The following is a 14,058-nucleotide window of genomic DNA, read 5'->3' on the forward strand; positions in this document are numbered from 1 at the left end:
ATCAGTTGCTTATTGATATCCATTACTCTCGGAGAAAAAAGCTGCATACGGACATCCAGACATCGTAGATGTTACGTTCGGGATTTTAGAGGATAATGATCAGCAAAATTGGATTGCTAGCAAATAGAGCATTTCCACTTTAATGTAGATGAGTTGTAAACAAATCATAATAAGATTTACAAGTGGTGGTGCAGGGATTTATTCCTACACCACCACTTTTTGATTGTGGCCCATACTGATCATTCTCGTATTGAAAATTTCTAGTCGTGGCAGTGCGTATAAAGAGTGAATCGGAGTTTTCTCAATTAAACAAATCACCCGAACAAAAGTTCGCTGACATCTATCTGTCAGCGAGCTTTTGTTATAGCAGGGCTACACAATCATAAGCAGACGAATATCATATTGGGTGAGAGCATTTGATCGGGAATAGTGGGTTATTTAGACACAGCTGCGACGGAGTTTGATATAATTGTTTCAATTGATGAAACATGTGATAGGAGATCCTATGAGCGAAATAGAGACAACGTTAATGACGTATTTAAACAGTGCCAAACAAGCAACGGTGTGGCTAGAGCAATTGGAACAATTATTCGTGGGTGAAGATATTGCGTATGAGTCATTTGCAGAAGTTGTACTTAACATGGAGAAATCAGAGATTCTAAGTGGAGTAAGATCAGCGGGAAGAACCACGAGAACACCTAGTCTGGCTATTCGTTACCGTATCCACCATAGTAGGATCAAGATGGATTTTAAACAGCAGATGCACAAGTTACGTCCAAAGCTGCATCCGCATATTTCACTTGATCGTTATTTTGCATTAGGCGAGGCTTGTTTCAACATAGATGCGCCTTATATAGAGTTGATTGATCAATATTTAAAAGAGGTTGGTTTGCCTGACAGTATCGTTGCTGCGCCTGAAAGAAGCTACGCACTGGTCAGGGATGAGAAGTGGATCACAGAGAAGAATGGCAAATCATTGCTGATTCGCATAGGTCTGTGGGACAAGCTACTGATTGCAAATGAATACGATCCGCTGATGATGGCAATTAATCCTGTGCTTCTAGGTGGTTTATCAAGTTTTGATCCTTGCCTGCATCTGATTGTGGAGAATAAAACCACCTTTCAGGCGCTGTTACCAGTACTTTCAGAGACGGTGTTTCAAACCCTTATTTATGGCTGCGGCAACAAAATTGTCGGCAATATTGAGATGTTTCCGAAGCAGTACCCTTTACATAGTAGAGAGCATTACTTTTACTATTTTGGTGATATTGATCATAAAGGCATCCAAATTTGGAGCGATCTTTCGCTTAGAGTTGAAGTGATGCCTGCGATCCCTTTCTACCATGCATGTGTGCAGAAGGATTCGGCAAGAGGTAAGGAGTATCAGAGGGAGAAAAAGCAGGCAGTAAGGGGATTTCTTGCTTATTTCTCTAAAGACGATAGTCAGCGAATAGAGCAGGGTTTAGCATCTGGATGCTATTATCCGCAGGAAATATTATCGACGCAGGAGTTGCTAACGATCTGGAGGGATACGCGATGGAGAGAGTTGAATCATCCGAAATTGAACAAACGCTATTAGGCTTCCACGAAAGGATGGCAAAGGTTGCTCTCTTCGACCCCTTGTTTGAATTGCAACGGAAGAAACAGACGGATAAGGCTGGTAACAGTATCGAAATGATGGAGCTCGGCCTCTTGACGTTGTTATTTTTCTTCGAACAAAAGCTTATGCGCAATCAACGAGCAGGGGTCAAAGATTTGGCTTCTTTTCTGCTAACGGTGACAAGGGAGCGCTTTGAGATTGAAGTGAATGATTATGAAGAACTTGCTCGTTCTATCATTCAGGTGCTTCGTCCTGCATCAGGAAAGAAACGGTCATTTACTTTCTTTAACTGGCACACAAGAGAAGAAGAAGTTGTGTATACGTCTATACTGCGTACATGCGCTTTTGATATAAAGACGAATACGCAATATTATGCGCTTGATGAAGACGGTTTGGAGCTTGTGTTTGCAACCAAGGAATTCTATGCGGAATTTCAGCTTTCGATCCATCAGCTCGTTCTGCGGAAACAGTTGGAGAAGGGTGAATTTCAGGGAGCACTTCGACAAATTAATGAAATGCGCGTTGACGTTGAATCGTTGCAGGATCGAATGGTAAAACTGGCTCATGAAATCAAGCGAAGCATCGTTTCAGAAGAAACGTTAAAGAAATATAGCACACTACTAGGTGACATCTATACCAGGCTACAAAGAGAAAATGAAGAGTTCGAGGAGCTGCGAGATTTTGTGAAGGAAACGAAGGATCGCATTTATTCGGATACACTGCAAGACAAGCAGCACAAGGCCTATGAATACATATTACGCATATCCGGTGAGTTGGAGAAGGTACACGGGGAGCATACGATGTTATTGCAAAAGAGCATGCAGCTAAAGACAGGTGCACTCCATGCAGCGAAGGAATCTTTGTACTATACCGGGATGAACTCCTTTAATTTCGATCAAGATATCAGCAGTTTGCTATTTGGTTCCCCTCTTCCTCTGGAGTCGCTTCGATCTGTTCTGTCTCCGTTTATGGGGATACAGCAAATGACAGGCTGGTCGCCTCTTACGGTATTTGGAGAGCAGAACATAAGTGGTGATGGTGAAGAGGATAATGTGGATGAAGGGTTTATTGAGCCTAATGAGGCTGCCGCTACGGATGTATTTGTGTTGCAACGAGGAAGGCTGTTTACTAGCCTCATGATAGATTTGCTTGAAATGCTAATAGAACACCAAAGAGAAATAAGATTATCGGAGTTCATAGAGATGTATGAGAGAGATGAAACAAAGCGATCGAAGCTTGAGATCCGTAGTTTCTATGACTTTTGGATTATTCTTCACCAGCGAAGCCCTGTGCGCGCAGGCCAGTTGCAGGAGGAAGAATCGACGAAACTCAATGGAATGGAAGAAGCGCTTGGATTGCTCGGAAATGAATCCCTTCTAATAGAAGAAGAAAGTGAAATCATTCAAGCGAGCGAACGATTTGTCATTCAAGAGATGAGAGTGTCATGGGGAGGTGTTACTAATGATGTACGATAACGAGGTTGTGCTAAGAGCGTTTCGCCTATATGCGGAGTTATCTAGAAAAGGAGTCGTTGAGCGCGAAGGTCTTCAACAGTATTTAGCTGATGATGAGGTGAGAGGCCTTGTCGATCAATTCGCCCGGGAGGTCGATTGCTTAACGCTGTCTGCTGGAGATCAGTTACATCTGATTCCGATGGTGCGATTATCGCCGTTTCATGTATCCAATGATTATTTGAAGAAAACATATTTGCGTGGACAAGCGGTGAATGCCGACCTTTATTTAATGTACGTGGCGATCATCACCTTCATTGGTGCTTTCTACGATAGTTATCAAAGTATGGAACCAACTAGGGATTTCATACCGATTGACGATTGGCTGGAGTTGGTACAAGAAAGAATTGAGGGTCTGAAGGAGCATGATCCCGAGCAACTGAAGTTGTACGAGAAGCAGTTCTCTTACAACTGGACAGCCATCGTGGAGAAATGGGATGCGATGGATGATATAAAGGAAACGGCAAAGAGACAGAGCGGTAACACAATAAGTCGATTGAGCTTCATTGATTCAGTCAGACGATTTCTATTGGAGCAAAAGCTGGCTGAACAGGTAGGCGAGGGTGAGCTTGCTCTAACGGAAAAAGCAAAAATAATCGTTCAACGATATTTCATGGAGTTGGAATATAACAGAGGCATCTTGCAGTTTTTGTATCATTTTGAAGAAGAGAAGAAGGATATTCAGAAGCTTGAGGAGGATCTAGCTGATGCCGACCATATCTAAAATAAGATTTACACATGTGGTCTATGAAGGCGGGAATAAGCGTTACAATGATGAAACGTTTATATTTCATGGGCATAACGGTGCAGTAGTCTTGGAGAATGGGGGAGGAAAAACGGTATTCATTCAGACGGCTATACAGGCAGTTCTTCCTCATGCCGATCTAGCAGGGCGGAAGGTAAAGGATACGCTGATGCTGGATAACGGTCCTGCCCACATCGCGATTGAATGGATATTAAACGATAAGCCACGAAGAAGATATGCGCTTACTTGTGTCAGTTTATTTCAGAGCGGAACAGGCATTGACTCGTATCGCTATGTTTATGAATATGGTGAGCATGATAATAACGGGCTGGATCAGATACCTTTTGCCAAGGAATATATGGGCAAGTCTCGCTCATCGGACAAAGGTGAAATGCAAGACTATTATTCTTCGATGGAGCAACGCTATCCGCTTCACGCCAAGACGTTTTCCACGATAAAAGAATACAAGGCTTATCTAGAGCAGCAATTTCAGATTATTTCGGGCGAGTGGGAAGCCATTGTCAAAATAAATGATACGGAGGGCGGAATTGAAGGCTTCTTCGATGAATGCAAGACGACAACACAGTTATTCGATCGTCTGCTTATACCAACTGTAGAGCGATCAATTGAAGGTTACGAGCGAGGCTCATTCGCCAAGATATTCGAGGATCATCGTGAGGGCTTTGAGGAATATAAGCAACTTAAGGAACAAATTGATGAGAGTCAAAATATCCTACAGGAACTGGGGGGTTACGTCCGGTTATTTGAAAAGCTGGATCGGGTGGAAAAGCAGTATGACATCATCCGGAGTGATGCGAAAGCTTATTGGAAGCTGACGGTTACCCAGCAGAGGGAGCTCGAAACAGATAGAAATCAATTGATGCTACAGGAGTCCGATTGGAGCAGACGTAGCGAACTTCTACTTCGAGAACATAAATCGTTAGTACTGGTTCATGAACAGAAAGAAAAAGAGGTATTGGAGAGTAAGCTGGAACTCACCGATGAGGATCGAGAACGGGTGAGAGAGAAGCTGCGTTATGCCAATCAAAATTATTATTCTCTGCAATATGCAGATAGCCGAGATAAACGGATTCTTATACAATCGAAAGTCATACAGATACGGAAGCAACTTGTTGAACTTGATTATTCTCAGGACGAGTCGGTGCTTCAGCAACGCTGGGAACAGAATGGGATGAGACTTCGTTACGTGTTCACTGTGCAAGAGAAGCACTTAGATATGGGAGTCCAAGAGAAGCAAGCTCAACTGAAGGAATCGACAGAGCAGGTACAAGATGTGAAGGCTGAAGTCTCTTCTATAGACAATGATCTAGGGGAAAAGGGAAAGCAGCTTTCAGCGAAGCAAACGGAGAAACGATTGAAACAGGAGCAGCAAGTACAAATTGCGCGTGCTATATTGACAAATCCACAACTGGAGAAGGTTGAGCAGCAAATTCCGTTGTGGAGTATAGAAGAGCAGCAGACGGATCAAGGAAAAATTGAACTGCTGCAGGAAATTAAGCGACTGGATGAGGAAAGAGGACGTAAGGAACAGCGTAGGATAGCTGTTGGAGAGGAACGCGCAGAAGCTGAGGGACAACTAGCGAGGCTGGTAGAGCAATTGGAACGGCAACTGGTGGAAGAGGAAGATGTCAAGGCTGAGCTGGCTAATCTACGGCGTTCATGGGAACGACTGGGTTCTCTTTATGATAAACAGGCTTCTATCAGTGAACATATGAAGGAAGCGATCGAGCGGCTGAAGCAGCAAAAGAACAAGCTATTAATGACAGAAAGATTGGCCTATCGCTATGTAGACGATCATGCTGAGCAGGAAATTTATTTCGCTGATGTCTCTGTGTCCAACCTATGTGAGCAGTGGAGCAATCAATTTACCTTGTTACAATTAGGTACGCAATATTTAAAGGATGTAGGACCATTAACTACGGACGTCGAACGAGCTGATCAGCTATGGGCGGTTACACTCATTACGACGGAGCATGAGAAAGATAGTTTGCGAAATAAACTTAAACAGACCAAGGGTGGCTATTCTTATCCCATTCGTATCCTGAGTATGCAAGAAGCGTCCGATGCATTGCAGAGTCGAGAATTGGATCGTGATGGGCTAGAGAACTGGGTTGTTCCTGAGCACTGGCATCGTAATGAGAAGTTGGATCAATTTGAGCAATGGAAAGCGAATCTCCTCGAACAGGCAGAGCAAGTAAGGAACGAAAGAGAGGCTGTTGAGGGGGAAATTGCGAAATGGCAGTGGGTGCAGCAGAAATGGAGCATCTTCCTGTTGCGATTTCCGCTGAACGTTCAGCAAGAGTTAGAGCATAATAAACTTGTGATGCAAGCTAGCTTAACGGAGCTTAAACGCGAGCTTGAACGACTACATTATGAGTTATCTGTAAATCGAGAATCAATGGAGAACCGACGGGAAACGGTACAAGACATGGAATCTCGTATCCATCAATTAGGTGTGTGGCTGCAGGACGGTCGGAAATATATGAATTTGGCAAGTGACGTTGCAAAGCTTGAGCTGGAGATCATTTCAATTAATGAACAAATTGAGCTTCTGCAGAAGCAGAAAGCACGTAGGGAATATGAACTGCGAGTTGTGGAAGCAGGAAATGAAAGATTTAGGCAAGAACTGGTCGATATACAAAGCCTGCAACAATTAATTAGACGTGATGAGATTTATGCAGAAGTCCACAACTATGAGGCTGAGGAGAGCAATGAAAGCATAGAGGATTTAAAGGAAGAGCGAAAGGTGCTAGAGCTTCAGAGGAATCGGATCTACCAAGAGCGTACACAGCTTGAAATGAGTCTTGCTAGTGAGGTGGCGCGACAAATGGATCACATTCAGACGATGGAGCGCTTGCAAACGGAGCATTCTGATCTCGTAATAGATATGCAACTTCCGCTTGAGGCTGAGGAACGTATAGCCACCTGGTGGGCAGATATTTCACATATTAAAGAGCAGCTATCTCGGGTGGAGAAAGAATACAGGAGGACAGAGGAAGAGCTTCAGAATAAGCGAGGCGAGATTAAATCGCTGTTTCGTCAATTCTATGAGCAATATCCAGATCAAGAGCCAAATGTATTTCATGAATCACAGCACACAGCGAAAGCGAGATTGGATGAGGAAGAGAAGACGCTTCGTAACGAGCATATACAACTAAAGAAACAGCAGTCTTTCATCACGGAGCAGCAGAAGCAAGTCGACAATGTCATAGGTTTATGGAATAAGCACCTGCTTGTGCACGCTTTAGAAGATGTCAAGTTGGCTCCGGCAATTCTTAGTGAAGAGAGTCAGTCTGAATTCAGATATAAACGGAAGGACTTCACAGAAAGCTATATAGAACAACTGAGCAGTTGTTATGAGAAATTATTTAATGAGAAGAAGTTAGTACAGAAGGGGCGTCAGCATCTAAGGGATTATTTTGGCAGCAAAGTGAAGGATGTTAAATTGAGACAGATGACTCTCCAGGGGATTGAATCCAAAGAGAATTATGTTGAAATTTCAGAATTCCAAAAATCGATAGAGCAGCGAATTCAAATGGCTATTCACTTGTGGGAACAAACGCTGCAAACGCATGATCAGGAGCTGCAACAATATATTCAGCATATTCATGCACACTTGAAGCTGATCGTTCAAGAGCTCAAAGAAATTCCCAAGAAGACAAGAGTCAAGACGGATGATGGTTGGAAGGAAATATACAGCTTCACTATCCCACAGTGGGAGGAGCAGGACGGCAAGGAGCGGATTCGCAAACATATTGAATGGATTATATCTAGACTGGATCGTTATTCTGAAGAAGAGGATCAGGACCATTGGCAAGAGCAGCAGACGCTTATACGCAAAGAGCTAGAGAAATGGCTTGACGCGAGACAGTTAATTCAAATCGTTATGATGGGTGAAGGAATGAAGGTCACTTGTCGTAAGGTAAGTAATGATCAACAAGTGAGCAAGGTCGCCTATTCATGGGAGCAGTCGAACCGTTGGTCCGGAGGAGAGAAGTGGAGTAAGAATATGACACTGTTTCTGGGCGTGCTGAATTATGTCGCAGAACGTAAACAATATATCCAAGCGAGAATGAAACGGCATCGAACGGTTATTCTGGACAATCCATTCGGCAAGGCCTCAAGCGACCATGTCCTAAGCCCTGTGTTCTTCATTGCGGAGCAGCTTGGATTTCAGATTATCGCTTTAACCGCACATGTGGAAGGGAAGTTTCTTCAAGATTATTTCCCAATTGTATATAGCTGTCGTCTGCGTCATACGGTTGATCCCTCTAAGCAAATAATAGAGGCAACCCAGCAAATTCAAACGGCATACTTTCAGGATAATGACCCCGAAACACTCGAGAGGATTGGCAGTAAGGTAGATCAATTGGAACTATTCTGATAACTAGGACTGAACAAGCAAAATAAATGACTATTTTCAAAAAAAATAATGCGCTCGTTTGATTGCAAAGTGTACCCTGTAGAATAGACACATTAAAAAAGTCTGTTTTATAGGGTGATATTAGACAAAATTGAGGCTTTATTGAATGCTGATCATCCAGAACGCCATAAGATATCAGCAGGGAAAGAAGCAATTAGACTCGCTAGGGATTGCATTTGTAATAGACGTGATTTTTCCGTTCGCGTTCAAAATGGAAGACATAATAAAGCTTCCGAAGACATTATAAGGAGACTTAAAACAGTTAGGGTGGATTCTATCCCACCGTGGGTGGACTTCATCGAGAAACGTTTACAAAAGTGAAGATACACTTATACAAATGGTTACGGTCAGAGTTCAACAGGCGCTGGCCGTTTTTGGATGTAGTGGGAGGTTAGTGAGGTGAAGGGACGGGCTGTTCGGCTGAATGGAGAAGACTATAAGGGAGAGTTCATTTCCTTCTTTATCTATGGCTATGTTATAATATTGACAAGAATAGAAATCAAAAGGAGGTTGTCTCCGCTATGTCCATACCCAAGAAAATGGATAGACAAACCGCAAATGAGTTGCGTTCCATTATGTCGAGAATAAATGTGACACACAATAAACTTAAAATCGATCTTGAAAATGATACGATAGAAGTCGAGGACGACTATTCCATTGACGATATTCTTGAATCTGTAGGGATATTAACCTTCGAGCAGGCAAAAGAATTGACTGAAGAAGTCAAGAAAATGCGCGAGGAAGAGTGGAATTGAAAGTTATTGACGGTTACTTAATGGATACGAATATAGCCATTACACTTCTAGCAGGCGAACAGACTTCTCTGGAGTTTGCCCAGCAAGCTAGAGATGATCGAATGTCTATGTATTTTTCGGTTATCACAGAGTGCGAAGTGTTCAGTGGATTAAAGTCAGAATATCGCTTGCATGGTATAAAGTTGTTTAATTCACGCAGATGTATCGAAGTGAACTCTCAAATCGCTCGTATTGCTGGGGATATTCGAAGAGAACAAAAGGAAAAAGGGCGGAAGCTTAAAACTCCCGATGCGATAATTATAGCTACAGCCATCGAATATCACCTTGGTATGGTTTCAAGGGATTCGGACATGAATTTTATACAGGAAGAGTTTGGTTTACCACTTTTCACAATATAATATGTATTATCTTCGAACAATTAATTTAGAGATATATTGAAAATGAGAACCAATGCGACTCCTTAGAGCGACGCATTGGTTTTTCTTTTAGTGTTCGTCCGAAGTAGGCAGTGATGTCGTACAGTGACAGGACAAGCATCTAAATGAAAATATTTCTTGGCTGACATCCGATGCGTAGTTTATTGTAAATACGATGAGATAAAAAAGAAGGATTGATACCATGGACTTTCAGCTAATCAAGATTGGAATAATGGAAGATTGAATAGAGGGGGCGAAAGGAAGCAACTACAGAGATTACACGTATCTACGAGATAACTCGTATTAGATCTAACGATAAGAATTGAGAATGTGGAGGAGAAGGTATTGATCAATGATGATCGGTTTCATGGCTGCTTTATTGGTCTTGCTGTTGGGGACGCGCTTGGGACGACCGTGGAATTTAGTGCGCCGGGTACGTTTGAACCTGTAAAAGATATCGTTGGGGGCGGTGTTTTTGGTTTGCAACCGGGGCAATGGACGGACGATACTTCTATGGCGTTATGTATCATGGAAAGTTTACTGCAATGTGAAGGTTTTGATCCAGAAGATCAGATGCGTCGATATGTGCAATGGTTTAGAAAGGGTCATCTTAGCAGTACGGGAACATGTTTTGATATTGGGAATGCGACAAAACAAGCATTGTTGCAATTTGAGCGCACGGGAGAGGCTTATTGTGGATCGTCGGAACCTTTTTCTGCAGGAAATGGTTCAATTATGAGGTTAGCACCTGTTCTGATGTACTATGTAGAGGACCCCAATCTTGCCATAGAATTTGCAGAGCGCAGTTCTAGAACAACGCATGCAGCAACGGAATGTATTGAAGCTTGTAGTATTATGGCGGCTATCATCATTTCTGGTCTACACGGATCAACAAAAGACGAGATGTTGAGTCCTAATGTTTATTCTCAGTGGCGAACAAATCAGGTCTTAAGTAAACATGTTATGGATATTCTAGCAGGATCATATAAGCAAAAAGAACCTCCAATGATTCAAGGCACAGGTTATGTAATCCAATCACTCGAAGCGGCGTTGTGGGCGTTCTTCCAGTCTTCTAGTTTTGAAGAAGGAGCCTTGTTAGCAGTGAACCTGGGGAATGATGCGGATACGACGGGTGCGGTATACGGTCAGATTGCAGGGGCGTTCTATGGATATAGCGGAATTCCTACGTCATGGTGTAATAAACTGGCTAAGAAAGAACTCATGGATCAATATATTCAGGAGCTGTCTAGTCAACGTTTTAGAACATAACAATTTTATCGCGCCTTGGTTGGTGATCTTTTTTATGGGTAAGGAAACGTTAAGGTGCTATTGCCGTATAAAATGTATAATGGTTATGAGGAAGGATGGATAATCGTGGATAATGGAATGAGTGTTATTTTGTTTGAGAAAATGCCTGATGGAGAACTCCGTGTCATTGAGGAGCGTACGTGGAGTATGAATATGATTACTGCACTACAGCATGTTAATTATCTTGTGTTGGGTAGCCGAGAATATGAGACTGTTGAAGGGCGGCTGAATGTGGACGAAGGGAAGCTTGAGCTTCTAGTAGTCCCGATGCGTAACGAATAACAAATAACAGGGAAGGAGGACCTTATAGTGGCTAAAGATGAAATTGCTAAAGAACTGGCCGTATCGAAATTATTCACATCTGAAGGTAAACCGATTCGCGTATTGTCCACCTCGCTTGGTATTGCCCTCCTGGCCAATGCTTTGTTTATTCCGAGTGGTGCAGGTGCCACTAGCAGTACCCCTGTAGAAGATCCGCAGCTTGTGTCTTGGTCTTCCGAAGAGGTCAAAGCGTATTTCGACAAGAATGTAGATTGGAACATTCCCTATCCAGATGAGAGCACACAAGAGGTCGAGCAACAGGAACAGGGAGTAGCAACCTCTAATGGAACGACTGTAGTAAACAACTACGGAGGTTATAGTTCAGGCTTCGGCTGGGATGACATGTTGTTGTATCATATGTTGTTTAACAGCGGCTCCAATTACTCTTCAAGAAGATGGAATAGCGACCGTCCAACCTATTATGGTGGTACTAGGAATACATATAAAACACCTACCTATAGTAGTGATAAATTTCAGAATAAGAATGTTCCTGGCTCTGTGGTCAAACCTAGAACATCGACATCATCCACTGGCTCGATTACAAGAAGGTCTACTTCATCAAAGGCCGGAGGGATCGGAAGTAAGTCTAGCAGTTTAAGCTCCTCCAGTTCTAAATCAAGTTCAAGGAAGAGTGGTTTTGGCGGATGATTCATAGCCAGAGTGTATTTGAGTTTCTAGAACATTCCAATCTTGAACGAGCACCGCGAATAGAGCAATTGCATAAGCTTGGATTTACTTGGGCGGACCTTGAGGGTGAAGAGTACTGGTTGGATGCCGTTGCAATTATGAATAGAGAGACCTACAAGGAGCTGGAAGAAGCCTCATCTAAATTGTGGGTTATTCTCGATAAAGCTGTACGTTATATACATCTTAAGCATGATTTGTATGATTTGATTGGGATTCCGCCAGTATTGTGGGAGATGCTTGACCGATGTCCTCTACCAGAACAAGGCGTTATTAGCCGTTATGCTCGATTCGACTATGCTGTGGCTGATGACGGTAGAATTAAGCTACTAGAGCTGAATTCGGATACGCCTACCGGTTATGTGGAAGCTTCAATAGCCACACCATGGATATGCGAGCAGGCGGGTATCTTCAGTCCTAATACCGCGATGAAGGAGCACCTCGCAGCAGCGTGGAGAGAAGAGTATCCGGATACGGCAGCCTGTATTGATTACGGATCTCATCAAGAGGACTCCGGCACGATTGAAGCTCTTGTACGGCATAGTGGCCTACCGATTAAATGTGTGGATTGTCTCGATTTATCAATCGATAAAGGCATCGTAAAAGATGGTGATGGCCGAGTAGTTAAGCGTATGTTCGCTTTGTACCCTAAAGAATGGATGGAGATTGACGAAGGTGGTAGTGCGCTAGCTTATGCGATTGAGACTGGGAATCTTGAACTCTTCAATTCACCACATAGTATATTGCTACAATCCAAGGGACTCATGGCGGTGGTATGGGGAATGTATGAACTGGGCCTGCTTTTTGATGAAGAAGAGCGCAAGGCCATTGAAAGTTACATTTTACCTACATATAATAAGCCTGTATTCTCAGGGAGCTTTGTGTCCAAATCCGTATTTGGGCGAGAGGGCGGTTCTGTACGTATCTTTGATGAGAGCGGTACATTAGAGATTCAGGATGAGGATGGTTTTGATAGCAGTGTGTTATTTCCTTCTGTTTATCAAAAAAGAGCTGAGTTAGCCCGGATCCATACAGCGGAAGGTGAACTTCATCTATTAACGGGAATGTTCGTCATTAACGGTAAGCCATGTGGCTTGCTTGGTCGAGCAGGTGGACCGATTACAGGCAATACCAGTCATTTTATAGCGTTAGGAGTGAGATAAGGCGTATGAAGACGAGAAGTAAATGGGGATTCTCTGCAGTAGGACGGAGATTAAGGCTAGGCATCACCGTATGTCTGATGCTCGTCATGGTGATTTCGGTAAGTGCATGCGGAAGCAGTAGTATATTCCAGACTGATTCGACGGAAGAGTCGACCGTATCGCGGGTACCTTGGGATTACCGTGTAGTAGAGAGCACAGTAGGTGATCTGATCGGTAGTGATATGACGGTCTTGCCAGATAATGAACTTCTACCGAATGATGGGAACTATGCGACGGGTGACCTAATCTGGACATTACAGTTCATGGATGCGGAGCTTGTGACGGATGCCGATCAGCGCAACGAGATTAATCTATCTACATGGAACACTATTAAATCGTATGGAGAACAGAAGACAGCTATAGAAGATCTAACGAATCTCAAAGTATCGATAACAACCGATGTCGACCTTGTAGGTGTATACAAAACGAAGCTTAATGACAAGACTAGAAATTTTGCTGTGATTGAGCTGCCTTCCGGCAACCGAATTAAGCAACCGATTGATGATAAGCGCTACAATGCACTGGAGAAAGAGAAGACGGTATCTGTTGTATTAGAAGAAGTACATGATTTTGCCGATTATGATTCGGCCTATGCTAAATTTAGGGGGTGGGCTAACTAATGATAATTGTTAATTTGATCATAAGTGTAATTGTAATTATTCTTCTTCAATTGTTAGGTATGGTTATATTTAGTTGGATGACCCCGTTTAAGGATTTAGATGAACTAAAGAAAGGGAATGTAGCAGTAGCTCTGGCACTCGGCGGCAAGTTTCTAGCAACAGCTATTATTCTTGGAGTAGCGGCGTATACGAATACATCCATATGGTTTATGATGCTCTGGTTTGCTGTGGGCTATCTATGTCTAATTGCTGCTTACTGGATCTTCGAATGGGTAACCCCTGGGTTCCGAATTTCAGATCATCTGCAAAAGGGAAATGTAGCTGTAGGCCTTATGCTCTGTATGGTGTTTATTGGGATGGCGTTCGCTATAAGTAGTTTGATTATCTAATTAACTATGGGTTGTTCAAAAAGGATAAGTTAGCCGATCGAGTATACTATTTGAGCGGCTAAC

At 43.0% G+C, this 14,058-nt stretch carries 12 protein-coding genes; all 12 read left to right on the forward strand.

Annotated elements, in window-relative coordinates:
- Window positions 1-505 precede the first annotated feature (505 nt).
- The 12 genes from J2T13_RS02425 (at window position 506) to J2T13_RS02480 (ending at window position 13,995) form a co-directional block, all read left to right on the forward strand.
- Complete coding sequence (locus tag J2T13_RS02425; RefSeq protein ID WP_429367981.1) at window positions 506-1,579, forward strand: Wadjet anti-phage system protein JetD domain-containing protein; 1,074 nt, start codon at window positions 506-508, stop codon at window positions 1,577-1,579.
- Entirely contained in the window at window positions 1,537-3,075 is a 1,539-nt protein-coding gene (locus J2T13_RS02430; protein ID WP_429367983.1) for a replicative DNA helicase, read from the forward strand. The genes J2T13_RS02425 and J2T13_RS02430 overlap by 43 nt, the downstream gene beginning before the upstream one ends.
- A complete protein-coding gene (locus tag J2T13_RS02435; protein ID WP_429367984.1) occupies window positions 3,062-3,835 on the forward strand; it encodes a DUF6063 family protein in 774 nt (257 codons plus the stop codon). Before J2T13_RS02430 ends, J2T13_RS02435 begins: the two co-directional genes overlap by 14 nt.
- On the forward strand, window positions 3,819-8,261 hold the full coding sequence (locus J2T13_RS02440; protein WP_429367986.1) for a chromosome segregation ATPase: 4,443 nt from the start codon (window positions 3,819-3,821) through the stop codon (window positions 8,259-8,261). The genes J2T13_RS02435 and J2T13_RS02440 overlap by 17 nt, the downstream gene beginning before the upstream one ends.
- Before the next feature lie 560 nt (window positions 8,262-8,821).
- Window positions 8,822-9,055, forward strand: coding sequence for a hypothetical protein (locus tag J2T13_RS02445; protein WP_429367988.1), 234 nt, complete (start codon window positions 8,822-8,824; stop codon window positions 9,053-9,055).
- Window positions 9,052-9,453, forward strand: a complete 402-nt coding sequence (locus J2T13_RS02450; RefSeq protein ID WP_429367990.1) for a PIN domain-containing protein — start codon at window positions 9,052-9,054, stop codon at window positions 9,451-9,453. The genes J2T13_RS02445 and J2T13_RS02450 overlap by 4 nt, the downstream gene beginning before the upstream one ends.
- Before the next feature lie 363 nt (window positions 9,454-9,816).
- Entirely contained in the window at window positions 9,817-10,740 is a 924-nt protein-coding gene (locus tag J2T13_RS02455) for an ADP-ribosylglycohydrolase family protein (RefSeq protein ID WP_429367992.1), read from the forward strand.
- 105 nt (window positions 10,741-10,845) lie between these two features.
- The gene (locus J2T13_RS02460; RefSeq protein WP_429367994.1) at window positions 10,846-11,061 is read left to right on the forward strand and encodes a hypothetical protein; all 216 of its coding nucleotides are present in this window, start codon (window positions 10,846-10,848) and stop codon (window positions 11,059-11,061) included.
- A 27-nt stretch (window positions 11,062-11,088) separates the two neighbouring features.
- The gene (locus tag J2T13_RS02465) at window positions 11,089-11,748 is read left to right on the forward strand and encodes a hypothetical protein (RefSeq protein ID WP_429367996.1); all 660 of its coding nucleotides are present in this window, start codon (window positions 11,089-11,091) and stop codon (window positions 11,746-11,748) included.
- A complete protein-coding gene (locus J2T13_RS02470; protein WP_429367998.1) occupies window positions 11,745-12,947 on the forward strand; it encodes a glutathionylspermidine synthase family protein in 1,203 nt (400 codons plus the stop codon). The genes J2T13_RS02465 and J2T13_RS02470 overlap by 4 nt, the downstream gene beginning before the upstream one ends.
- 77 nt (window positions 12,948-13,024) lie before the next feature.
- A complete protein-coding gene (locus tag J2T13_RS02475) occupies window positions 13,025-13,606 on the forward strand; it encodes a signal peptide protein (protein WP_429368311.1) in 582 nt (193 codons plus the stop codon).
- Window positions 13,606-13,995, forward strand: a complete 390-nt coding sequence (locus J2T13_RS02480; protein WP_429368000.1) for a DUF350 domain-containing protein — start codon at window positions 13,606-13,608, stop codon at window positions 13,993-13,995. Before J2T13_RS02475 ends, J2T13_RS02480 begins: the two co-directional genes overlap by 1 nt.
- Window positions 13,996-14,058: the final 63 nt, after the last annotated feature.

This window comes from Paenibacillus sp. DS2015 (assembly GCF_050433705.1).
Classification (GTDB): Bacteria; Bacillota; Bacilli; order Paenibacillales; family Paenibacillaceae; genus Paenibacillus_AQ.

Bases quoted from the DNA above. Each gene is read 5' to 3' on its own strand.
- J2T13_RS02430 (WP_429367983.1), top strand. From the start codon at position 1,537: ATGGAGAGAGTTGAATCATCCGAAATTGAACAAACGCTATTAGGCTTC.
- J2T13_RS02480 (WP_429368000.1), top strand. From the start codon at position 13,606: ATGATAATTGTTAATTTGATCATAAGTGTAATTGTAATTATTCTTCTT.
- J2T13_RS02425 (WP_429367981.1), top strand. From the start codon at position 506: ATGAGCGAAATAGAGACAACGTTAATGACGTATTTAAACAGTGCCAAA.
- J2T13_RS02435 (WP_429367984.1), top strand. From the start codon at position 3,062: ATGATGTACGATAACGAGGTTGTGCTAAGAGCGTTTCGCCTATATGCG.
- J2T13_RS02470 (WP_429367998.1), top strand. From the start codon at position 11,745: ATGATTCATAGCCAGAGTGTATTTGAGTTTCTAGAACATTCCAATCTT.
- J2T13_RS02445 (WP_429367988.1), top strand. From the start codon at position 8,822: ATGTCCATACCCAAGAAAATGGATAGACAAACCGCAAATGAGTTGCGT.
- J2T13_RS02440 (WP_429367986.1), top strand. From the start codon at position 3,819: ATGCCGACCATATCTAAAATAAGATTTACACATGTGGTCTATGAAGGC.
- J2T13_RS02475 (WP_429368311.1), top strand. From the start codon at position 13,025: ATGCTCGTCATGGTGATTTCGGTAAGTGCATGCGGAAGCAGTAGTATA.